This is a genomic window from Natrinema sp. CRL1, from assembly GCF_059162405.1.
Genome location: NZ_JBLVOY010000002.1, coordinates 626,741 through 647,790, shown reverse-complemented (window position 1 = coordinate 647,790; position 21,050 = coordinate 626,741). Strand labels below are relative to the sequence as shown.

Annotated in this window: 17 protein-coding genes, 1 tRNA gene and 1 pseudogene; 8 read left to right on the top strand and 11 right to left on the bottom strand. The window is 60.1% G+C overall.

The features are described from left to right. Positions 1-11: 11 nt before the first annotated feature. The 4 genes from ACJYUO_RS09030 to ACJYUO_RS09015 all read right to left on the bottom strand — a co-directional run bounded on the left by ACJYUO_RS09030 (position 12) and on the right by ACJYUO_RS09015 (position 2,737). A tRNA-Pro gene (locus ACJYUO_RS09030) sits at positions 12-82 on the bottom strand. 93 nt (positions 83-175) lie between these two features. After that, positions 176-1,084: an RNA-guided pseudouridylation complex pseudouridine synthase subunit Cbf5 gene (locus tag ACJYUO_RS09025; protein WP_494345050.1), complete on the bottom strand. Its 909-nt coding sequence runs from the start codon at positions 1,082-1,084 to the stop codon at positions 176-178. Further along, the gene (cmk, locus tag ACJYUO_RS09020; protein ID WP_494345049.1) at positions 1,084-1,662 is read right to left on the bottom strand and encodes a (d)CMP kinase; all 579 of its coding nucleotides are present in this window, start codon (positions 1,660-1,662) and stop codon (positions 1,084-1,086) included. The genes ACJYUO_RS09025 and cmk overlap by 1 nt, the downstream gene beginning before the upstream one ends. Positions 1,663-1,786: 124 nt before the next feature. Further along, positions 1,787-2,737, bottom strand: coding sequence for a DUF106 domain-containing protein (locus tag ACJYUO_RS09015; protein WP_494345048.1), 951 nt, complete (start codon positions 2,735-2,737; stop codon positions 1,787-1,789). Between the two features lie 282 nt (positions 2,738-3,019). Here ACJYUO_RS09015 and ACJYUO_RS09010 point away from each other — a divergent pair, with 282 nt between their 5' ends. Together ACJYUO_RS09010 and ACJYUO_RS09005 are read left to right on the top strand one after the other, a co-directional pair. Then, on the top strand, positions 3,020-5,716 hold the full coding sequence (locus tag ACJYUO_RS09010) for a vWA domain-containing protein (protein WP_494345047.1): 2,697 nt from the start codon (positions 3,020-3,022) through the stop codon (positions 5,714-5,716). A 460-nt stretch (positions 5,717-6,176) separates the two neighbouring features. Next, positions 6,177-7,637: a DUF7289 family protein gene (locus ACJYUO_RS09005; protein WP_494345046.1), complete on the top strand. Its 1,461-nt coding sequence runs from the start codon at positions 6,177-6,179 to the stop codon at positions 7,635-7,637. A gap of 2 nt (positions 7,638-7,639) precedes the next feature. Here ACJYUO_RS09005 and ACJYUO_RS09000 read toward each other — a convergent pair whose 3' ends face one another. After that, positions 7,640-8,275: an adenylate kinase gene (locus ACJYUO_RS09000; protein ID WP_494345045.1), complete on the bottom strand. Its 636-nt coding sequence runs from the start codon at positions 8,273-8,275 to the stop codon at positions 7,640-7,642. 59 nt (positions 8,276-8,334) lie between these two features. On the opposite strand from ACJYUO_RS09000, the gene ACJYUO_RS08995 reads away from it, so the two are divergent. The 3 genes from ACJYUO_RS08995 to ACJYUO_RS08985 all read left to right on the top strand — a co-directional run bounded on the left by ACJYUO_RS08995 (position 8,335) and on the right by ACJYUO_RS08985 (position 12,668). Beyond that, positions 8,335-8,790: a DUF7975 family protein gene (locus ACJYUO_RS08995; protein ID WP_494345044.1), complete on the top strand. Its 456-nt coding sequence runs from the start codon at positions 8,335-8,337 to the stop codon at positions 8,788-8,790. Between the two features lie 402 nt (positions 8,791-9,192). Continuing rightward, positions 9,193-10,179, top strand: coding sequence for a cytochrome c oxidase subunit II (gene coxB, locus ACJYUO_RS08990; RefSeq protein WP_494345043.1), 987 nt, complete (start codon positions 9,193-9,195; stop codon positions 10,177-10,179). Continuing rightward, the gene (locus ACJYUO_RS08985) at positions 10,179-12,668 is read left to right on the top strand and encodes a cbb3-type cytochrome c oxidase subunit I (protein WP_494345042.1); all 2,490 of its coding nucleotides are present in this window, start codon (positions 10,179-10,181) and stop codon (positions 12,666-12,668) included. Before coxB ends, ACJYUO_RS08985 begins: the two co-directional genes overlap by 1 nt. 396 nt (positions 12,669-13,064) lie before the next feature. Here ACJYUO_RS08985 and ACJYUO_RS08980 read toward each other — a convergent pair whose 3' ends face one another. The 3 genes from ACJYUO_RS08980 to ACJYUO_RS08970 form a co-directional block, all read right to left on the bottom strand. After that, positions 13,065-14,720, bottom strand: a complete 1,656-nt coding sequence (locus tag ACJYUO_RS08980; RefSeq protein ID WP_494345041.1) for a S8 family serine peptidase — start codon at positions 14,718-14,720, stop codon at positions 13,065-13,067. Positions 14,721-14,808: 88 nt separating this feature from the next. Further along, positions 14,809-15,096: a DUF7410 domain-containing protein gene (locus ACJYUO_RS08975; RefSeq protein WP_494345040.1), complete on the bottom strand. Its 288-nt coding sequence runs from the start codon at positions 15,094-15,096 to the stop codon at positions 14,809-14,811. Between the two features lie 72 nt (positions 15,097-15,168). After that, positions 15,169-16,572 carry a hypothetical protein gene (locus ACJYUO_RS08970; RefSeq protein ID WP_494345039.1) on the bottom strand — a complete coding sequence of 468 codons (1,404 nt, stop codon included), beginning with the start codon at positions 16,570-16,572 and terminating at the stop codon, positions 15,169-15,171. Positions 16,573-16,680: 108 nt separating this feature from the next. On the opposite strand from ACJYUO_RS08970, the gene ACJYUO_RS08965 reads away from it, so the two are divergent. Then, a complete protein-coding gene (locus ACJYUO_RS08965) occupies positions 16,681-16,947 on the top strand; it encodes a cytochrome C oxidase subunit IV family protein (RefSeq protein WP_494345038.1) in 267 nt (88 codons plus the stop codon). Between the two features lie 129 nt (positions 16,948-17,076). Here the strand turns inward: ACJYUO_RS08965 and ACJYUO_RS08960 are convergent. Further along, positions 17,077-17,303: pseudogene (locus tag ACJYUO_RS08960) on the bottom strand (uracil-DNA glycosylase family protein); the annotation flags it as partial. A 248-nt stretch (positions 17,304-17,551) separates the two neighbouring features. Between ACJYUO_RS08960 and ACJYUO_RS08955 the strand changes: the two are divergent. Together ACJYUO_RS08955 and ACJYUO_RS08950 are read left to right on the top strand one after the other, a co-directional pair. Then, on the top strand, positions 17,552-17,713 hold the full coding sequence (locus tag ACJYUO_RS08955; protein ID WP_494345037.1) for a hypothetical protein: 162 nt from the start codon (positions 17,552-17,554) through the stop codon (positions 17,711-17,713). A gap of 49 nt (positions 17,714-17,762) precedes the next feature. Beyond that, complete coding sequence (locus ACJYUO_RS08950; protein WP_494345036.1) at positions 17,763-18,989, top strand: cation:proton antiporter domain-containing protein; 1,227 nt, start codon at positions 17,763-17,765, stop codon at positions 18,987-18,989. A gap of 111 nt (positions 18,990-19,100) precedes the next feature. On the opposite strand, the gene secY is transcribed toward ACJYUO_RS08950, so the two are convergent. Both secY and ACJYUO_RS08940 read right to left on the bottom strand, forming a co-directional pair. Next, positions 19,101-20,564: a preprotein translocase subunit SecY gene (gene secY / locus ACJYUO_RS08945; RefSeq protein ID WP_494345035.1), complete on the bottom strand. Its 1,464-nt coding sequence runs from the start codon at positions 20,562-20,564 to the stop codon at positions 19,101-19,103. 3 nt (positions 20,565-20,567) lie between these two features. Further along, the gene (locus ACJYUO_RS08940) at positions 20,568-21,050 is read right to left on the bottom strand and encodes an uL15m family ribosomal protein (RefSeq protein ID WP_494345034.1); all 483 of its coding nucleotides are present in this window, start codon (positions 21,048-21,050) and stop codon (positions 20,568-20,570) included.

Here is a 21,050-nt window from a genome sequence, read left to right as displayed (position 1 = left end):
AATTTTTCGAGTGGGACCGCCGAGAATTGAACTCGGGTCCTACGGACCCCATCCGCAGAGGATACCACTACCCCACGGTCCCACACGAGAACCGATGGTCGTCTTCCGCTTAAGGGTGTCGTTTCGTGACCAGTGCGTCACCGGGTTTCACGGCCTCGAGTACCAACGCGATACCTCAGACCAGCACCCGCTCGAGGTCGACCACGACCCCGCTCTCGGCGTCGACGTTACCGGCGAGTTCGCCGAGACAGACCGCCGCGCCATTGGGCGTGTAACAGGCCACCAGCGCCCCGTGGTCGATCCCGTCGTCGGCCTCGAGTACACCCGGCGCGTAGACGGGTGCTCCGTGGGCCACCTCGCGGGCCGCGCTCTCCGCGATGACGACGCTCGGAATCCCTTCGAGAATTCGCTCGGCCGGCTCGACGACATCGTACAGCGGTTCGGGATCGCCGTCCTCGAGCCAGAACCCGAGTGCGTCGAGGAAGTCCTGAGCGCTGTGTAAGGTACTGTCGTCGAACGGGTCCGTCGCAGTCCGGCGCAGGTGTCCCATATGCCCGCCGGTTCCCAGTGCCAACCCGAGGTCGTGACACAGTTTACGGACATACGTCCCGCTCTCACAGCGGATACGCAGGAGAAGGCGGCGCTCCTCGGTCTCGAGTACCTCGAGGTCATACAGTTCGCGCACGCGCAGGCGACGGGACACTGCGCTCTTCCGGGGCGGTTTCTGGTAGATCGGTCCCTCGAACTCCGCGACCACCGATTCGGCGTCGGCGGGAACCGGCGCGTGACACTCGAGGACGGCGACGTACTCCTTGCCGCCCTCGAGGAAGACCTGTGCGAGCCGGGTCGCATCGCCGAACATGACCGGGAGGCAGCCGGTTACTTTCGGATCGAGGGTGCCAGCGTGGGCGGCGCGATCGATCGTCGATTCGACGCCGCGCTCGGCCAGCGTGTCGACGACGGCGTCCCGAAGCCACCCGCTGACCTGATGCGAGGAGGGGCCGGGCGGCTTATCGAGGTTGACAACGCCGAAGGTCAGCAACTCGGCGGGCGACCGGTCCGCTGGTGGGCCACGCAGGCTCATTAGAAGTCGTACTCGACGCCGGTTACGAGTGCCTTCCCTTCGTCCCCGTCGGCGTCGTAGCGCTCGACGGCAGTGACGAGCATATCGAGGACGGCGTCGGGCTCCCAGCGGGCCGTGTTGACCGAGAGGTCGTAAATCGTGAGGTCCCGAATGTCGATTCCGTAGTACTCCTCGTAGCGCTGGGCCTCGCTGGCCTCGCGGGCCTGCGTTTCCTCGGTCGCACGTGCGGGATCTTTGTCCTCGCGATCGGCGATCCGTTCGCCGCGAACCCGTGCCGGCGCGTCCAGCCAGAAACGGAAATCCGCCTGCTCGCCGGCCAGCCAGCCGGCGAGTCTCGACTCGATAACCAGATCGTCTTCCTCGAGGGCGATCTCGCGCAGTCGCCGGTCGAGGTCGCGATCGATCTCGTCGTTCTCTTCGGCCAGTTTGTTGAACTCGAGGGGCGTATAGCCGCGCTCGTCGGCCAGTTCGCGAAAGATGTCACCGCCGCTGACGTGGTCGAGATCGAAAGCCTCGGCGAGCAACTCGGCGGTCGTGCTCTTCCCGCTTCCTGGCGGGCCGGAGACGGTGAGTAACATACTCACTCTGCGAGGGGCCGGGTAAAATGGGTTTTGAATCAGCGAGCGGACAGCGACCGCGTCTACGTACGCGGAAAATACAACGAGAGAAGAGACGTCGAATCGGAATCCGCTGTGAGTCGGATCAGCTACTCGACGGCGACATATCGATGTTCAGCGACTTGCGGAGGAGTTGGGAGAACCCCATCGAGCACAGGAAGTACCAGACGATCCAGGCCGGCATCGGGCCGAACAGCCCCGCCTGCCAGCTAGTCTCGCCGACGAGCGGCATGACGACGGTCGCCTCCGCGCCGTCGATCCCGACCGACTGGATCTTCCAGTACATCCAGAGGAACAGCGGGATCGTCAACAGCATGATCCAGACCATCGGCCGGAACTGCTCTTTGAACATCCCGAGATTGTCCGCCATGGCCTCCATCTGTTCCTCGCGGGCGCGTTCGATCTCGTTTTCGATACGCTCGATTTCGGCCTCGCTCGCCCCGCTCTCTTCAGCATCCTTCTTCTGCTGGCGGAGGTCTTTTTGCTCCTCTTGGACGGCCTGCATCCGCTCTTGGTACTTGCCCATGACCTCCGTGTTCATCAGGTTGGCCTGCAGCAGCGACGAGTAGAGACCGGTGATCAACGCGACCGAGAGAATCACGCCGTAGAACGGTAACGCCGCGTCGAGCGGCCCGAGAACGGCGTTGATCGTACTCCCGACGACGTTTCGGATCGAATCGAACCAGTAGCCGGGCATCAACAACAGCGCGCCGACGCCGGCAAGCTTGTCCCACTGCGACCAGCTCGACTCCTCCTCGTCGATATCGACGTCGGCCGCGCCGCTGCTGTCGCCATCACCGTCGAGGGCCTGGTCGTAGGCCTCGCGATCGGCGATCTCGAACCCCTCGTCGCCGTCGACTAACACTCCTTTCTCGATCAATCGCCCCCACTGTCCGCTCGTCAGGTCGTCGCTGACGTCGGCCCACTGGACCTCGCCACCGTTCCTGTCGGCTTCCTCGCGGATCGCCTCGAGGGCGCTCGCCATCGAGGAATCCTCACGGACGAGGGCGTCGATCTTCTCGGCTGTACGCGTCATCTGCTTTGTGCTAGGCGTCGTCCGGTATACAAGTGTTTTTCTTCGGTCGGCAGTCGCAAAGGGAGGGATCGTTACCGCAGATATCAGTGAACGTATTATAAATATAATAATATTAATGGAGGTGACCCATACTCCTCACTCCCATTCCGGTTCTGTTTATTACTGTTTTCTGATGTGAAACGATAGTCGTGTGCCGTTTTGAGAGTTTATTATGGTTCACAAAAGAAGAAAGATACCGGGCGCAGATTTTTATAAGATGAATAGTAATAGATCAGCCAACGAATGTATCGACGAGGGAGGGGGCCATCAGGGGCCGAGTCAACGGAACGTGGAGCGAGCCAGCAGGTCGGAATTATACTGCTGTTTGGATTGGTTATTATCGGTGCCGCGCTCGTTATTGGTGTCGGAATGTTCGCACTGAACGCGATCGAGACACAGGCGTCTGCGGAACGCGGCGAGCAAGCGATGCTCCAGTTCGACAACGATCTCCAGACGGCGATGCTTGACAACACGAGCGGTTCCGTCTATCTCGAGGAAGAAGGGGAATACAACCTCTCCGACGGTGGAGACATACAAATCACCGCCGTAAACGAGTACGCCGAACGGAACGAGACGATTTCGATGGGGACGATTAGATACGAAGACGAAGCGGGGAACGTATTTGCCCACCAAGCCGGCGGCGTCTGGCGAGGCGAAGGCGACAATGCAAGAGTCGTCTCGAAGCCTGATATTCGATACTACGAAGAGCCAAACGGAACCGATGATACCAACGGACGGCTCGATGTCTCCGTTGCAAATCTCAGCGGTAACGTCGAGCCAGGCGAGAATAGGGTAACATCCCGATCAGCCCCGGATAGCGGAATGGACTTAACCCGGGATCTCGGTTTCGTCAACTATGTCAACATAACTGTATCTGATTCTCCGTACCACAGTGCGTGGGCGGACTTCTTGCGGGACGAGTTCAACGCCTCGAGCGGCAATTGTAATCCTACCGGAACGCCCACTGAAACCACGGTCTGTCATAATGAGGGTAGCCAAGAAGTCACTGTGATCGCACCGATCGAGGGGGATAATCCGTTCGCGAGTCACGTCGGAATCGATCCGGTCATATATGGAGGGCTGTACACCGAGGGAGGCGAGCTGACGGTCAACGATTCGATCACCGTCGACAGATACAACAGTAGTGCTGAGCGGATCGACGACGCTAATGTCACGGAAGACCTCCTCGTGGCCAACGACGGACTCAAGATGAGTAAGGGGGCAAACGTGACCGGTGTACCCGTGGTGAACGGCAAGTTCGAGAGTCACGATGACGCGAACCTCTCCAATATCGCCTTTGCCACTGATCCGGGCGGTAAACAGATGGACGTGATCAACGGAACGGAGGTCTACAACGTAACCGAATCGGATCCGCCGAAGATTTTCGGTGCCAAGATGTCGCGGTCGTTCGACGAAATCGACGCGATTAATCTGGAGACGGATCGAGCGATCGGTCTGATCAAAGAGTACGAAAACACGTCGTCGGGTGCTTCAGGAACCCTCGAGAGCAACTCAGGTGAAGACGGCTTTTACTACGCCACAGGATCGGTCGATGAAGATGACATAGACGATATCGATACCAGCCAGGGAGACATTCACGTTGCTGTTGACGGGGATCTTGCTCTCGATGATGTCGAGATAACTGGCGGTGGCCAAGCATACTTCTACGTCTCCGGAGATATCGAGACAGATGATGTCGAAGAAGGAGAGAAGAGGCCCCGAAATCTGTGGATTTACGGAACGAGCAGTTCAGAGATCTCTGTCGAAGAGAAATTCCACGGCGTGATCTACGCGCCAGGAAGTGATCTCACGTTCACCGATGCCGAAATATATGGCTCGATCGTCGGTGGAGAGGTCAACGATATTGAGGGCGATCTGAATATTCACTTCGACAAGATGCTCCGAACTGACATTCCGGTCCCTGAAGAAAACAGGGACGTTACGGTCGAAATCAACGAGCGCCGACCGCCGCTGGACGTCACGTTCGTGCTCGACCGGTCCGGTTCAATGGGGCCTAGCGGGAGGGTGTCTTGGAACGAAATTGAGGGAACGGATTGGTCGTCGCCTCCGTTCACGGGTGCATTCAAAGTGTACCAGGACGCATCATACTCGGTACAAATACAGGGAGAGAATGAAACGCGGACGATCGATCCGGGTGAGAGAGGTGCAATAAACGCTAGTGAAGAGTTCCGTGTTGAGGAAGGTGCTCCTGCCGAATCAACGGTGTATGTTGGCGACTTCCATAATCCCGGAAACGACCCCTTGCGACAGCGTGCCGATGCAACTAAGAAATTCATCGGAATGATGAAAGGAGAGGATAGCAGATTGGTAGAAGGGAGTCACAGCGATCAGGCAGGCGTCTACGAATTCAGCGACCGTGGCTACGAAAGACACTACTTGAGTGATGACCTCCCATCGGTCAATGAAAGTGTCACGGTTGCAGAACAAGGAAGTACAGACATGTCCGTGGGAATGGAACCCGCTTTAAACGAGTACGAACTCAACGGTAACGGAAGTGAGTCTGCTGAACGACACATGATTTTGTTGAGTGATGGTGAGAACACAGTAGAATATTGGGAGTGTACGGACCGAAACGGTCGCAGAGGATCTTGTAATAATTGGGAATATTATGATTCCAATGAGGAAACGAGGAAACAAGCCGACCGAGCAGCGGATCTGAACGTCACGATTCACGCGATCGGTCTCGGGAGCGGCGTAGATAACAGCATGTTGGAAACAATTGCGACGAAAACTGAAGGCGACGTCTACACCGTCGAAAACGACGATGACCTCGAGAAAATCTTCGAGGGTATCGCGTCGAACGTGACGGCAACATCACCGACGACGTTCGAGGTGGCACCCATGGATGAGCCGACTACCTCTCCAAATGATTATTCTGTCGAGGTGACGGAGCAGTCAGTTACGATCGGGAAGGACTGACAGTCACGACAGCGGTCAAAGGTGCGTCGATTTTTACAATCTCTCGTGACTAGTGGTCTGAGGATGGGTATCGCAATGACAATCATTTCGTAGTAGAGTGATTTCCCTAGGTGGTGCGTGAAACAACCACCCATTGAATATCGCCTTGAAAGCTGTGGATGCCGCTATATTCGATCTCTTGTCGAATATCAATCGTGGCCGATTTTAAACATCGATAACTGAAGGGGAGACTACCGAGAATGTGGGCTGTTCTCAGTGATTGAAACAGACTGTTCAGTACCGTTCAAAATTACAAAAGTCGTTATATCGGTCGTTGGAAACTAATATTCTACCGTAGGTAGTGTAGTGAATATCAGCACTAAACAGAGATAAACGATTCTGGAAGATATGATCGGACGGGCGTATTATCACCTCGAGAGAAGCTGTTCTGTGCATGAATTTACGGTGCGGTGGGTGCGTGATGGGGGCTCGAGGGCAAGCCTCCGTATTGGCGGTGATCCTGCTGATCGGGATGGTTGCCATCGGCAGCATCGGTGTGTTGCTCGTTGGGACTGAAGCGATGGCGAGTGCGGAACAACAGTCGGAGCAAGAACGAATCGAACAGGCCTTCGTCGAGTTGAGTACGAGTATTTCATCGTCGACTGTCTCCGGAGACACCTCACAGTCGATGGAACTTCACGCCGGCGAACGGGGGGCAATCGCACACCACGATTCGGCGACGTACGAGATCTGGACTGAGAGTTACAGCGGCAAGAACGAATCACTCGTTGCCAACGGCTCGATCGGAACCGTCGAGTACGAAGGCGATGGCGGGACGACGGTTGCCTACGAAGGCGGCGGCGTCTTCCGCGAAACGGGGTCGCAAACGCGGGTTCTCTCAGCGCCACCGATCAATTACGATCACGAGACGAGCACGCTATCGTTTCCGGTATTCGGCCTTACTGAGAACAAATCGATCGAGTCCGGCGATATCCGTGTCAAGCAAGCGGGTGTGAACCGTAGCTCGAAGAATTACATCCAAGACGACCACGTATTCATCGAGATTGAGAGCGAATACTGTCGGGGATGGGAGCAGTATTTCGTCGATCAGGCAGGAGACACGACCCTTCAACAGGCGTGTTACGGAGCCAAAAACGCTGACGGGAAAGTAAAGGTTCGACTCGGATACAACGATATCGAAAACGCGTTCTCATCGGGAGTCGCGCTACCGAGTGAGGATAACATCGGTTCGGGTACTGGAGGCGGGAATAAGCAACCGATCGACGACGTGGACGAAACCGAATACGTTCCACTCGATGGGACGATCCAGCAGTTGAGAGACGATTTCAAGGAGAACGCGTCCGGGACACTGAGTGAGACGAATTCCAATTCCGGAGGCGAATACTACGTCGAGAACCTCGAGGGATCGTACGATTTCGAATTGACCGGAAACGATGCGATCGTCGTCGTCAACGATAGCGTAACGACCGACGGGAGCGGGATAACGGTTTCCGAGTGCGGGAACGGAGACCATAGTCTAAAAATATACGCGGCGGGGGACTTTTCGCTTCACGATGATGTGAAGCCGACGGGTGACTGCGGGGACGAGAACGTGGACACGATTCAACTCTACGGGACGTCGACGTCTTCCGTCGACTTTCACGATTCGAGCAGCACGTTCCGGGGACTACTCTACGTTGCAAGTGACGAGTTCGACCCGAATAACGGGGACTATCAGATCGACGTTAGTGGCGGTGGCGGATTCACCTTCGAAGGAGCGGTCATCGCGAACTCGATTTACTTCGACTCGGCGGCAAACAAAGTCGACCTAAACGGTCTCGAAGACAGCTCCGTCGACGTAATTCCAGACGGGTACGAACCCGCACCCCAACTAACGTATCTCAACCTCGTCGAGCACGAAATCGAAATCCAAAACAACTGAGCTTACGCCGCGTCGTCGATCGTTTCCTTCACGTCCTCCCAGACCGCATCGGGTGCCTGCTCGCCGTCGACTCGCTCGAGGACACCCTCGTCCTCGTAGTGCTGAACAACCGGTTCGGTGTTCTCCCGAAACACCGACAGTCGCTCTTTGACCGTCTCTTCGGTGTCGTCGTCCCGTTGGACCAGGCGCTCCTCGACTTCGGGGTCCTCCGGCGGGTTGTACTCGACGTGGTAGATGTCGCCCGTCTCGGGATCCATTCGTCGGCCCGTCAACCGGTGGACGAGTTCTTCTTCGCTGACATCGAGATAGAGCACGACGTCGAGGTCGGTCATGGCCTCGAGCTCTTCGGCCTGCTCTACGTTCCGTGGATAACCGTCGAGGACGAAGCCGTCGGCCTGACTGAGTGCCTCATCGACGATGGCGTTGACGACCTCGTCGGGGACGAGTTCGCCCTGATCCATGTACTCACCCGGCGTATCGTACTCGGTGTCCATATCGGAGATGTCCATCTCCTTGTTGTTTCGAAGGGCATCGCCGGTCGTGATGTGATCGACGTCGAACTCCTCGATGATCTTTGCACTCTGGGTCCCCTTACCAGCCCCGGGCGCGCCCAGGATCAGGATTCGTGGCTGAGCCATACGCCCTCGTTCAGTGCCGGCACATAAAGGCTTAAAGAATCGGGCACGTTCGTCCGATTATGACTCGCTTCGATGCCGCCGAGCCCGCCGCGCGACGGAAACTGTACGTCGATGCAATCACCGCTCATCGCGAGCGCGGAAGTGGATTTCTCACGCTCGAGGCCGACGAGAACGCCCTTCGCACCGATGCAGACACCGAGCCCGCCGTCGAACTCGACCCCGGGGAAGAAACGAACGGTGACCTACCCGAATTGGGCGTTCCATGGGTTCAGTTCGGTGATGGGATGATCAACGTCGACTGCACTGACGAGGAGCTAGACATGCTGAAGACCGTCCTCGGCGAGTTCCCGGCGTTCAAAATCGACGAACTGAATCGGCCCGAAGAGGTAGACGGAGTGAACGTCCGGATCAGCGCGAAAGCGGACCCAAACCGGATTGCCCAGTTCATTGATGATATCTTCCGTGAGGTCTACGACCTTCCGTCGGCGTTTCGCGCCTGGGTCGTCGAGGTGTGAGTCGCCGGCGAACGATCGACCCGTGACTGACGACGGACAGCGCGATCGCGTGACGATCCCAGATTAGTGACCGGACTCATCACAGCTAACGCACAGCGGGCCATATGGTACAAATATGTCAATGATCGAGATGTATTTTCACTCGAGCCGAACTGGTTCGGGGAAACACGCAGTTATCGAACGGAGATGTCGTCGGGGAGCGACGATTGAAGCGTGACAGCGACAGAAAAAAGAGCATCGGGACCAACAGCACAGTGATGGACAGCACAGACGGATCCCATCCCGAAGGCGAAACAGTGGTCCACCGGACGGTCGCCGACAGACGGTATCAGTCGGGCGGTTTCCAAATAGATAAGTGGCCCCAGCGATCATCTTCCGACATATAACTGGAGTTCAAAAGAGGTGAATACAATCATCAACCTACTGACGACCCCGATGCAGACACGTGTTGACGTGTTCGAGCAGATCTTCCTGGTCTTCCTCGGACTGGGTGCGCTCGTCGGTATCGTCGTGATCACGTATACCTTGTACAACGCGTACAAGTACCGTGATACCGGCGATGCCGGCGATGACGAAGATCTGCCATCCGTCGGGGAGTTACCGACAGGTGGAAAGGGCGGTAAGAAATTGTTTCTCTCGTTCGGTATCAGTGCCATCATCGTCATCTCGCTGGTGATCTGGACCTACGGGATGCTCCTGTACGTCGAAGACCCCGCCGACGAGGGCGAGACCGCACAGGAAGAGGCGCTCAACGTTGAAGTCATCGGTGACGGCTTCGCGTGGAGCTACGAGTACGAAAACGGCGTCGAGCCGACTAACCTCCGCGTTCCCGCCGGCGAGCGAGTGTGGATACAGGTGACATCGGGCGACGTCTGGCACGCGTTCGGCATACCCGAGCAACGGGTGAAAGCCGACGCTATTCCGGGCGAATACGACGAAACGTGGTTCCAAGCGGACGAGACCGGTGACTACGAGATTCAGTGCTACGAACTTTGTGGCGAGTACCATACCTCGATGGTCAGCACGCTCACCGTCATGGAACCTGACGAGTTCGACCAGTGGATGGACGACCAGTTGACGATGTCGTTCACCATGGAGGACCAAAACGAGTCCCGCGTCACCGACGGCTACGAACTCACGCTCGAGCACCAAGAGACTGACTTCGAGGAAACCTATACGGCCGACGAGTTCGAGAACGGATCGATCACGATCGACGAACTCGACCACGCCGGGCCGTACAACGTGACGGTGACGCCGACCGACGGCCAGTTCGAGCCGATCGAGGAAACCGACGTGAAGAGTCCGACCGACGACACCTTCACGCTCGAGATGAACGCGACGGAAAGTAATGCCAACGAAAGCGACGCCACCAACGGAGGCGAGAACTGATGAGTGACCTTCCGCCGATGCGATCGGTCAAGCGCTGGTTGGTCACGACTAACCACAAGGACGTCGGTATTCTCTATATCGCGACGTCGATCTTCTTCCTCCTGTTCGGTGGCCTCCTCGCCTTGCTGTTCCGGACCCACCTCTGGGAGGCCGGCGGCACGGGACTGCTCACGAACGATCAGTTCTACCAGGCCGTCTCCGCACACGGACTCATCATGGTCTTCTGGTTCCTCTCACCGATCGCGAGCGGCTTCGCGAACTACTTCGTCCCGCTCCAGATCGGTGCAAAGGATCTCGCATTCCCCCGTCTAAACGCCCTGAGTTACTGGTTCTACCTGTTCTCGGGGATCCTGATGGGGATCTCGTTCTTCCAAGGCGGTTCGTTCTCCGGCGGCTGGACGATGTACGCCCCGCTGAACGTACCGACCTACACGGGGGCGATGCAGGCGATGACGGGCGGGAACGCGACAATTCTCGCGTTGACCCTGTTCGTCATCTCGATCACGATCGGATCGGTGAACTTCCTCGTGACGATGCACCGGTCCCGAGCGGAAGGACTCGGCCTGTGGAACATGCCGATGTTCTCCTGGTCGTGGCTGTTGACCGTCTGGATGATGCTCTTTGCCTTCGCAGCCCTGCTGGCAGCGCTCCTGTTGCTGTCGGTTGATCGGCTGTTCCTCACGCAGTACTTCGCGACCGATCAGGGCTCGAGCTTGCTGTGGGCCCATATCTTCTGGTTCTTCGGTCACCCGGAGGTGTACATCGTCTTCTTCCCCGCGCTGGGGATCATGTTCGAGACGTTCCAGACCTTTACCGGACGACGACTGGTCGGCCGGAAGTGGGTCATCATCGCGATGGTTCTCGTGGCGGTCCAGTCGTTCCTCGTCTGGATGCACCACATGTTCCTGTCGACGATCAACCTCCCCATCAAGACGCTGTTCATGGCGACGACGATCGGGATCTCACTGCCCTTCGACCTGATGGTCTTCGCGCTGATCTACACGATGGTCAAGGGTCGGGTTCGGTTTACCACGCCGTTCCTGTTCTCGCTGGGTGCACTGGTCTTGTTCATCCTCGGTGGGATCACCGGCGTCTTCCTCGGTGCTGTCGTACTCGACTACGAGTTCCGTGGCACCTACTGGGTCGTCGCCCACTTCCACTACGTGATGGTCTCGGGTGTCACCGCACTGGTCGGCGGCATCTACTACTGGTGGCCAAAGATCACCGGGAAGATGTACTCCGAGCGGCTCGGCAAACTCAACTTCGCGGTCTACTTCATCGGGTTCAATCTGCTGTACTTCCCGATGTTCATGGCCTGGGAGACGCCGCGACGGGTCTTCCACTACGCCGAGAGCGCACAGCTCTACCACCAGCTGGCGACCGTCGGGGCCTTCGTATTCGGTGCCTCGTTCCTGATCATGTTCGTCACGCTCGGCAAGAGTCTCGTCTCGGGCCCCGACGCACCCGACAACCCGTGGACGTACTCACGAACCGCTGAATGGGCAATTCCCTCGCCACCGCCACTCGAGAACTGGCCGGACCGGCCAAGCTACGCGAGCGGCAAACTCGAGTTCGTCGACGACGCCCCGGCCGCGACCGACGGCGGCGTCGCACACGGACAGGACGCAGCCAGTGCATCCGCCACGAGCCACGAGGAAGAACACGCCGACCACGCCAGCATCTGGCCGCTCGGCATCGGTGCCGCGACGTTTACCTTCTTCCTCGGGCTCAGCGGCATCACGCCCTACGTCTTCTCGTTCGTGGAGTCACATATCCACAGCGAGGTCGGCGACTTCGTGACTCTGACGTCGGCACCCGAACAGAACATCATCTACCCCGCGCTCGTGGTGCTCGGACTCGGAATGCTTGCCGTCACGCTGTTCCAGTTCGGCCGCGAGCAGTTCGAGGCACCCGAGATGGCCGTCGCCGAGCGTTGGCCGTTCGGCGGCGTCAACAACGAGAAGATGGGCGTCTGGGTCTTCCTGGCATCGGACGTCGTCGTCTTCGGTGCCGCGATCGGTGCGTACATCTTCATGCGCATTCACATGGGCTGGAGTAACTGGCACCTCGACGCCATCACGAACGCCGGGCTGTTCAACACCTACGTCCTGCTGACCTCGAGTTTCACGGTCATCCTCGCACACGTGATGGCCGAGCGCGAGAACAAGAAGGGACTGCTCGGCGCGCTGAGCGCGACGGTCCTGCTTGGCCTCGTGTTCATGTGCGTCAAGGCCTTCGAATACAACGCGAAGTTCGCAGACGGTCACTACTGGTTCAGCGAGATCGAGTACTCGCTGTACTTTGTGACGACCGGGCTGCACGCGCTACACGTTATCCTCGGGCTCTTGGTCGCGCTGTTCATGATCTACCGCGTCGTCTCGATCGACGCCTACCTCGAGGACCACATGCCGGTGGAGTACTTCGGGCTCTACTGGCACTTCGTCGACATCGTGTGGGTCTTCCTGTTCCCACTGTTCTACCTGATGTAGCGCGCGTCGCTGCATCGGATTCTGCGGTACCGTTTTGTTGTTTTCCGCGTTTCGACTGGTCTTAGAGATCCATCAGTCGTCGACATCGATGTGGAGGGGAGCCGGCGTGATCGACAGCGAACGCACGGATTGTGCTGAACTGACTCGACCGAGATCGATATTCGATAGTAGCCACTGAAAGTCAGTGCACACCTGATCGCATGACTACGTCGAGATCAGTGTGTACATCGTTTCAGTGGCTACGATAGACGATTACCTACGGTTAGGACAGTCAGAAGCGGATCGATAATCGGAAACACGCTTTGAGAGCGACGCCGACCGGGCAGCTGCTAACACAGGAACTGTCGCTCGAATCGGAACACGGCTTTTCGAAGCCCGACGGAGAACGCAGTTTAGTTAGCGACCGCCGTGTCGGCCTCGACTCGCAGCGAGAAGAGCCCCGCCGAGGCCGATGGCAACGAGGACGACGCTCCCGACGAGTACGGGACTCGAGTGGGGCTTGGGGTCGGGACTCGAAGATGGATCGTCGGTCGGCTCGTCCGCCGTCACGGGTTCGATACTGGTGCGGGCAGCGACAAGGGCGTCGGCGGCAGCGCTCGCGTCGACGATGCCGTACCCGTAGCGGGTATCTACCGGTTCACGGTCGACCCCGGTCGCCTCACCGTCGGTAATGTAGCCCTCCGGCACCCGGGCCGTCTCCGCGAGTACCGCCTCGATCTCCTCGGGTGTCGCGTCGGGTTCGATCGACAACAAGAGTGCGGCCGTTCCAGAGACGTGCGGCGTCGCCATCGACGTGCCCGGCATGGATTCGTAGCCGCCGCCCGGGACGGCGCTCGTAATCGCGACGCCGGGCGCGACGACGTCGGGAACGACATACGACGGCGGTGCCGCCCAGTCGTCCGGTGCTTGCGCCCATTCGGTCCGGTTGATCCGCTGTCCGCCGGAGAACGGGGGCACGGCACCGTTCCGGTCGACTGCGCCCACGCTGACTGACTCGTAGACGTTCCCGGGGGAGCCGGACGTTTCCGCCCCTTCGTTCCCGATTGCCGCGACGACAATCGCACCGCTCTCTCGAGCGTTTCGGACCGGATCGATGAACTGCGAGTGTTTGCCTGTCGCGCCGAGGCTCAGGTTGATCACGTCGGCGTCTTCCCGGACGGCCCACTCCATGCCAGCGACGATTTGGGCGAACGAGCCGCTCGTGTCGCTCAGAACGAGCCCGTGAAGCAACTCCACATCGGGGGCGACGCCGATCGCAGTGCCGGTCGTCGCCCCGCCGGCGACGGTCCCACTGACGTGTGTGCCGTGCGTGCCTGTATCGTGTGGCGTCGACCCCGCGACGCGCTGGCCGGTCGCGTTGAACTCCGCCCAGCCGCCGGGATACGTCGGATCGGATGGATCGTCGGTCGTGAGCTCGAGGTCGGGATGATCGATATCGATCCCGGTATCGAGGACTGCGACGCGGACGCCCTCTCCTTGCGTGTCGTAAGCGTCCCAGACGGGGGACGCGTTCAGTTGTGCGAGTCCGTTGGTCGTTCGTCGTTCGGCCGTCGATGGAGATGACGCCGCCGTCGTGTTTGCGCGGTTTGGTGGCTCGGGAATGGTCACTGCGAAGTTCTCGTGGACGGCCTCAACCGCGTCGAATCGCTCGAACGTCTCGTACTCGACCTCGCTCGTGTCGACGGTGATCAACACGGCGTTCGTCAGCCAGAACGTTTCTTCGATAGAGACCCCGTCCGTCTTCCGAACGTAGTCGAGGAGCGGATCCTGTGTCGTCTCAGCGTGGGTCTCGAGCCGTCGTTCCGCCGCGGCATCGGTGGCCCTCTCGGGAACGGTTGCCTCCTCGAGTCGAACGACGACATCGACGATTGTCCCATTTTCGGGAAGGTCCTCGTCGATGACGATCGAATCGTCGCCAGCGGTCGACTGTGACTCGGCGTCGACCGCTGTCTCCGCGCCGAGCCCGATAGGTGCGAGAACGGACGCGAACAAGAGGGTAGCGACGACTGCGAGGACGAAGAGGGATACCGGACCGAAGCGACCAGACGCCATGATACGGTTACTGAGTAGTCACCGAATAAAGATATTCTGGAGGCCCAACTACTCGAGGCCCTCGCTATTACTTGCCGCTCGAGCGACGCTAGCCCGCCCAAACCAGCGCGTAAATGAACGTAAACAGGAAGTAGACGAGGAAGACCGAGATGGCCGCCTTGAAGTGGAACGTAAACAGGTCGTACTCCTCGTCGTCGCGTTTCTCGTCAAAGGCTTCCCGTTCGGCCTCGGAACTCTCCTCGGGGTGGTCGACGCCGATGTGAAAGGTCGCGTATCGCTCGGCTCGGAACGGCCGTCCGCAGTACGGACAGGTCGCCCCGGGCGTTTCGTCCGCGGGAACCTCGTACTCTCGCTTGAGGGGGCGCTCGATCGGCATTCGGTCGACCGTTGTGGCGGCGCGAGGAAGTGTTTGCCGGTTAGCGCTCGAGCCTCGACGGGCTGGAACAGGTTAGCTCGGGACGTACGGCGGATCCATCGTCCCCTGCGAGACGAGATACAGGCTCACCATCGTAAAGAAGACCATGACGACGATGAGCGGGAACTGGCTCCTGATCGCCTGGAGTTTCCCGGGAAACAGGTCGAACGAGACGGTGTGTGCGACCCACACTGCGAGGACGTGTCCGAGCAGGATGCCGGCGATCTCGACGTAGCCGAACCAGCCCGGAAGCGCGTACCGAGTCGGGTTCGGCGGCGGGTCCAACGGCATCGCGATGGCGTCGAACAGCGCCGGCGACAGCGAGAGTCCGAAGCCGACGTAGTGTGCGAGGTGATAGCCGGCCGCGATGGCGAGCAGCGGCGCGGCCAGCCTCAATCCGAGGTACTCGCGGGAGAGGTACGTCTCGGCTCGCTCGCGGGTCCGATCGATAGCGAGCCAGTATACCTTCCAGAACAGGGCGAAGCCACCGACGAGCAAGAGCAGGTAGACGAGTACGGGTGGCAGTCCGATCCCGACGAGCGCCTCGATGGTCCGGACGCCGATCGGCGTGACGATAAAGCCGCTGTAGGTCAGCTCCCAGACCAACGCGAGTACGAAGGCGACGAGCGAGTTGTCGGTAACGAGATCTGCCTCGCCCAGCCGCGATCCCGGATACCGGAGCTCGAACCCGTCGTCGGTCCGCTGAATCGGCGCGACGGCCCCGTAGAGCCGGAACCACAGCGAGAGGGGATCGCCGCGTCGGAACCACGTCTCCGGCGAAAACACGACCGCACTCGAGAGCGTAAATAGCGAGTACATGAGGAGGATGGCAAGCAACGCCCGCGGCGACGACGTCAGTGGGGCGACGACCTCGAGCCAGACGAACGTCAACAGCGCCACCACGGCGGGCCAGGATTTGTAGGCCGAGGGGTACTCCTCGTAGCCGTTGGGAAGCGCCGATGCGATCCGCCGCCACGGGTTGAGCGCCGGCCACGGGTTTCCCACGGTGTAGGTGGCGATCGTCAGCAGCGCGCGCCCGCCGACGAACGTCACGAGGACAGTCGCACTGACCAGTCCGATGTTCGGCCCGGCGATGCCGGCGGCGAAGATGAGCGCGAGTCCGAGGAGCCCAATCGCGCCAAGCAGGAGCGAGCCGGCGGCCAGCAGCCGGTCGACGGAGGCCTCGTGCGCGCGGTCGTGGTAGGTGCCGATGATCCCGCGATCGGTGACGAGCATCGTCAATAGCGCCGAGGCACCGACGGCACCGCCGCCGGTTGCGAGATAGAGCCATGTCGGAACGCTCACGTCGCTGCTGCCGCCGGCGAGGCCGGACGCGACGTTGCTCGCGGCGGCGAGGCCGGCACCGGCGGCGAGGGCGACGAACGCGAGCGCGAGAACGATACCGGTTCGGCGGGCGAGAGCCGACCGTTCACTCATTGTCGGCGCTTCGTTCCGGCGATCCATCTACGTGTCGCTTCGCCGCCGATCGACCGACGGAAGTCGTATGAGGAAGGTATAAGTATCCGTCACCCACATTCCCCACTAATGGCGAGTATCCGGACGTACACCCTCATTTACGTGGCATTGATACTATTAGCGACAGGGAAGTTCGTCTTCTTCCACTTCCCCGAAATCTTCAGCTATCAGGTGGCAGTCGGCGGCACGATGGTCCTCGCGGCCATCAAGGTCTCGCTGATCGCCGGCTACTTCCAGCACCTGAAAGACGAGCCCCGGTCGATCACCTACCTGATGCTCACTGCGGTGTTCATGGTGTTCCTGCTGACCCTCGCGGCAGGGTACTCGATCCAGTAGCTCTCTCGTCACTTCCGGCCGCGTCGGGTCGAATCGCCTCCGTTCTCTCGCCGTCTCTTTCGAGTTCTTCTTTCTGTCTCACGAGTACGTTTGATCCACGATATCGTCCTCGATACGTATCTCCGCCTACCACGCCTCGATCTCGTCGACATGCGGATCGCGGCTTTCCGGCGGGCATATCTCGACGAGAGTGGTCACGTAGCAGCCCCGCCGATCGGCCCGCCCTGTGTGACTTCCTGTTCGCCGAGTGCCTCGCCGACGAGCATCACGTCCGCCGACAGCGGCCCGACGCCGGGGACGAACCGCTCGGGATCGAACTGGTCGTCCGGAACCGCCTCGAGTACGTCCGCGAACACCGCCTCGAACTTTCAGTCGGCCGCTGGCTGGTTGGTCATCGAGCGGGGCTACAACGGTCGCGAAAACCATCTTTTTGCCGCTCGCTCTGTGAGACAGTCAATCTAATCGACGTATTGAGAGCTGACGCCGAACCTGTCGCGATGCACTGTCTGGCGTATCGATGACCGGTCTCACTAAACCGGTCTCGAGGCGAACCACGCACATGCATCCGGTAATGGTTTCCCTCGGGCGGGCAGAGAGAGCGGATATGCCATTCAAGCTGCCGGTCGAGTGTCCGATCTGCCGGGAGACGCTCGCCCTCGACCGAACGCTCGAAGATCACCTCGTTGGCTCTCACACGCAGCGTGAAGTCGCTCGTCGGCTCGCTGCCGTTCGCGAGCGCGCCGGAGCGCGACCGGTCTCGAAGTAAACAGCAGCTCGCGGCGACTTTGTCGGCGACCCCCGTCGAAGAAGGGAGTATGCAAGACCTGAACGTTGCGCTCGTCGCGATCGGCGGACTGACGGTCATCTTGAGTCTCGTCGCCGGACTGATGCGAAATCGGGTGTACGTCCTTTCCGAACCGATGGTTGCGGTACTCCTCGGAATCGTCATCGGCCCGCTCGGACTCGGCCTGCTCCGTCTCTCCGACTGGGGCGATCCGGTCACGATCATCGAGCAGTTCGCACGGATCACGGTTGGACTCGCCGTCATGGCCGCCGCGCTTCGGCTTCCACAGCGGTACTTTCGGGAGCATCTCCGATCGATGAGCGCACTCCTCGTTCCCGGGATGGTCGCGATGTGGCTCGTCAGCGGCGCGCTCGCTACCGTGTTGTTGGCCGTGCCGCTCTGGCTCGGGCTACTTATCGGCGCGATCGTGACGCCGACTGATCCCGTCCTCGCCGGCACGATCGTCACGGGGACCGCCGCCGAACAAAACATCCCGGCACCGATACGGAACGTCCTCTCGGCCGAAGCGGGGGCCAATGACGGGCTCGCGTACCCGCTCGTCTTCCTCCCGATCCTGCTCCTCGAGCACCCGCCCGAGCGAGCGCTCGTCGACTGGCTGCTTGAGACGCTGCTCTGGGAGGTCGGCGCAGCCGTCGTGATCGGCGCGGCCGTCGGTGCGGCCGCTGGCTGGGTCGAACGCGAATCCCGCGAACACGACTTTCTCGAGGAGACGTCGCTGCTCAGCGTGACCGTCGCGCTTACGCTTGCGATACTGGGTGGCGTCAAACTACTGGGAAGCGACGGCATCCTCGCAGCGTTCGTCGCCGGACTGCTGTTCAATCAGTTCGCCGATGCAGCAGACGAGACGGAAGAGCAGAAGATCCAAGAGACGGTGCTTCGCCTGTTTACCTTCCCGATCTTCGTTCTGTTCGGCCTGACGCTGCCGGTCGCCCAGTGGGTTGCGCTCGGGTGGGCAGGCATCGCGCTCGCGGCGGGCGTACTCCTCCTGCGACGCGTGCCGATGCTAATCGTGTTCCACCGGTCCGTCCGCTCGATCGGGGGGACTCGAGACGCGCTCTTCGCGGGGTGGTTCGGTCCCATCGGTATCGCCGCGCTGTTTTATGCGACGGTCGCTCACCGCATACTGGGCACCGAGCTCATCTGGGGTGCCGTCACTCTTGTCATCGCGAGTTCGGTGGTCGTCCACGGCGTCACGGCGACGCCGCTGACGAAACTGTACGGTCGGGAGACGGAGTGAACGGTGTCGATCGACCGAAACCGATGTGTCGTGCAGCCTCAGCGGTCGCCATAGAGAGCGCAGTCGCTCACGAAACGACAAACGAGGGAGAACCGAGAGTGATGGGTGCCGTTATTCGCCGCCGAACATCTGGCGCATCATCGGATGCATTTCCATCATCTGCTCTTCGGCGATCTCCTCGTAGAGCTTGTACGTGATGGAGACAGCCAGTAGCAGACCGGTTCCGCTCACACCGCCGATGGTACCGAGCATGTTCGCCCAGACGGCGAGCAGGCCGACCAGTGCGCCGCCGATGACGGTCACTTGCGGGATGTACCGTTCCATGACCTTCTCGATGACGCCGACGTTCTGTCGGAAGCCGGGGATCTGCATCCCGGAGTTCTGGATCTGCTTTGCCGTCGATTCGGGGCCCATATCGGTGGTCTCGACCCAGAAGATGGCGAAGATTGCGCCACCGACGACCATGAAGGTGACGTCGATGCCGATCCGGATCATCACTTGCCACCACTCTTGGGCGACGTTCGCACTGAACCACATCCAGTCCTCGGGCGAGTAGATCGGGGCCACGTAGTAGAAGAACCCGCCGGTCGGTTGGCCCTGCGACGAGTAGGTCCCAAGCCAACTGGGCATGCCGGCCCACTGGCTGTTCATGATCTGGCCCATGAACTGGACGTTTGCTTGCACAGCGCGAACGAGGATCATCGGCAGGACGCTCGCGTAGATGAGCTTCACGGGGAAGCGACCGCGAGCACCCTTGACCCGCGCGTGGCTCAGCGGGATCTCGACGCGGACCGACTCCGCGTAGACGACGATCCCGAAGATCAGCACGGTCGTCAGCAGGGCGATGATGTGGCCCTCGTTGATCAGCAGCGTTTGCAGACCGCTCGTCGAGATGAGCGAGCCGACTTCGACTTGCCCCGTCAGAATGCGGTACCAGTCGAAGAAGAACCCTCCCTGCGAGGGCTGGACGAGTCCGGTGACCAGTCGCTGGCTCACGCCGGCGATAATGAACAGGCCAATCCCGCTGCCGACGCCCCACTTGCTGACGACCTCATCCATATAGAGGATGAGGATCCCGCCAATGAGGATCTGGGCGAACATCAGCATCTGGACGCCTGTCTGATCGAGCGCGAACCCGCCGAGTTGCAACGACTGCTGGGCTGGCAGGAAGCCGCCGGCGAACACCATCGGGAGCCCGGTCAGAATTACCATCATGACGACCAGCAGCTTCTGGAGGCCCTGATAGAGAACCTGATCCCGCGGGTCGTCAGTGTCGAGCCCGAGCAGGTTCGCCCCGCCGAGCAGCTGTAGGACGATGCTCGCGGTGACGATCGGACCGATACCGACCTGCAGCACCGACCCCTGAGAGCCGGCGAGGATCGCACGGAACTCGCCGAAGAGGTCGGTCGCCTGGCCGGACTGCAGACCGAACAGCGTGATGTTCGTCAGGAAGAAGTACAACATGAGGATGCCCGCCGTCCACATCAGCTTCCGCTTAAAGGGGACGTGCCCCTCCGGACGGCGCACTGCTGGCATCCGCGTTAGGACCGGTTCAGCGGCTTCCTTCCATCCCATATGTTATTCCTCGTCCTGGTCGTCGTCGGCGTCGTCGTCCTCCTGGCCTCGCTCCGAGACGACTGCCTCGCCGCCGGCAGCCTCGAGTTTCTCGCGAGCGGCGTCGGAGAACGCGTCCGCCGTTATCTCGAGCGTGTTCCGGACCTGTCCGGAGCCGAGGACCTTGACCTTATCGACCTCGTGACCGTCCTCGACGATATCGCGTGCGTCGAGTCGATAGCCGCCGTCGGTCTCCTCGGCGAGGTCCTCAGCGACATAGAGGATCGCGTCCTCGTCTAGCTTCTGGACGTCGATCTCCGCGACATCCTCACGGATGTCGTGGGGTCGCTTGAAGCCGTGTTTGCCCTTCGGTTCGTAGTTGTGGAACTCGTGTTTGCTACGCCCGGCACGGCCGCGGCCACCACGGTGGCCCGCACCGCGTCGGTTCTTGTGGGAACCGCCGCTGTGGGTTCGCGATCCGCGCTGGCGTCGTTTTTTGCTCGTCAT

What these genes read in the sequence shown, in the direction of transcription:
- ACJYUO_RS08980 (WP_494345041.1), bottom strand. Translation starts at nt 14,720, where the DNA reads ATGGCGTCTGGTCGCTTCGGTCCGGTATCCCTCTTCGTCCTCGCAGTC.
- ACJYUO_RS08940 (WP_494345034.1), bottom strand. Translation starts at nt 21,050, where the DNA reads ATGACGAGCAAAAAACGACGCCAGCGCGGATCGCGAACCCACAGCGGC.
- ACJYUO_RS08970 (WP_494345039.1), bottom strand. Translation starts at nt 16,572, where the DNA reads ATGAGTGAACGGTCGGCTCTCGCCCGCCGAACCGGTATCGTTCTCGCG.
- cmk (WP_494345049.1), bottom strand. Translation starts at nt 1,662, where the DNA reads ATGTTACTCACCGTCTCCGGCCCGCCAGGAAGCGGGAAGAGCACGACC.
- ACJYUO_RS09000 (WP_494345045.1), bottom strand. Translation starts at nt 8,275, where the DNA reads ATGGCTCAGCCACGAATCCTGATCCTGGGCGCGCCCGGGGCTGGTAAG.
- ACJYUO_RS08985 (WP_494345042.1), top strand. Translation starts at nt 10,179, where the DNA reads ATGAGTGACCTTCCGCCGATGCGATCGGTCAAGCGCTGGTTGGTCACG.
- ACJYUO_RS08995 (WP_494345044.1), top strand. Translation starts at nt 8,335, where the DNA reads ATGACTCGCTTCGATGCCGCCGAGCCCGCCGCGCGACGGAAACTGTAC.
- ACJYUO_RS08965 (WP_494345038.1), top strand. Translation starts at nt 16,681, where the DNA reads ATGGCGAGTATCCGGACGTACACCCTCATTTACGTGGCATTGATACTA.
- ACJYUO_RS09015 (WP_494345048.1), bottom strand. Translation starts at nt 2,737, where the DNA reads ATGACGCGTACAGCCGAGAAGATCGACGCCCTCGTCCGTGAGGATTCC.
- secY (WP_494345035.1), bottom strand. Translation starts at nt 20,564, where the DNA reads ATGGGATGGAAGGAAGCCGCTGAACCGGTCCTAACGCGGATGCCAGCA.
- ACJYUO_RS08955 (WP_494345037.1), top strand. Translation starts at nt 17,552, where the DNA reads ATGCCATTCAAGCTGCCGGTCGAGTGTCCGATCTGCCGGGAGACGCTC.
- ACJYUO_RS08950 (WP_494345036.1), top strand. Translation starts at nt 17,763, where the DNA reads ATGCAAGACCTGAACGTTGCGCTCGTCGCGATCGGCGGACTGACGGTC.
- ACJYUO_RS09010 (WP_494345047.1), top strand. Translation starts at nt 3,020, where the DNA reads ATGTATCGACGAGGGAGGGGGCCATCAGGGGCCGAGTCAACGGAACGT.
- ACJYUO_RS09005 (WP_494345046.1), top strand. Translation starts at nt 6,177, where the DNA reads ATGGGGGCTCGAGGGCAAGCCTCCGTATTGGCGGTGATCCTGCTGATC.
- ACJYUO_RS08975 (WP_494345040.1), bottom strand. Translation starts at nt 15,096, where the DNA reads ATGCCGATCGAGCGCCCCCTCAAGCGAGAGTACGAGGTTCCCGCGGAC.
- ACJYUO_RS09025 (WP_494345050.1), bottom strand. Translation starts at nt 1,084, where the DNA reads ATGAGCCTGCGTGGCCCACCAGCGGACCGGTCGCCCGCCGAGTTGCTG.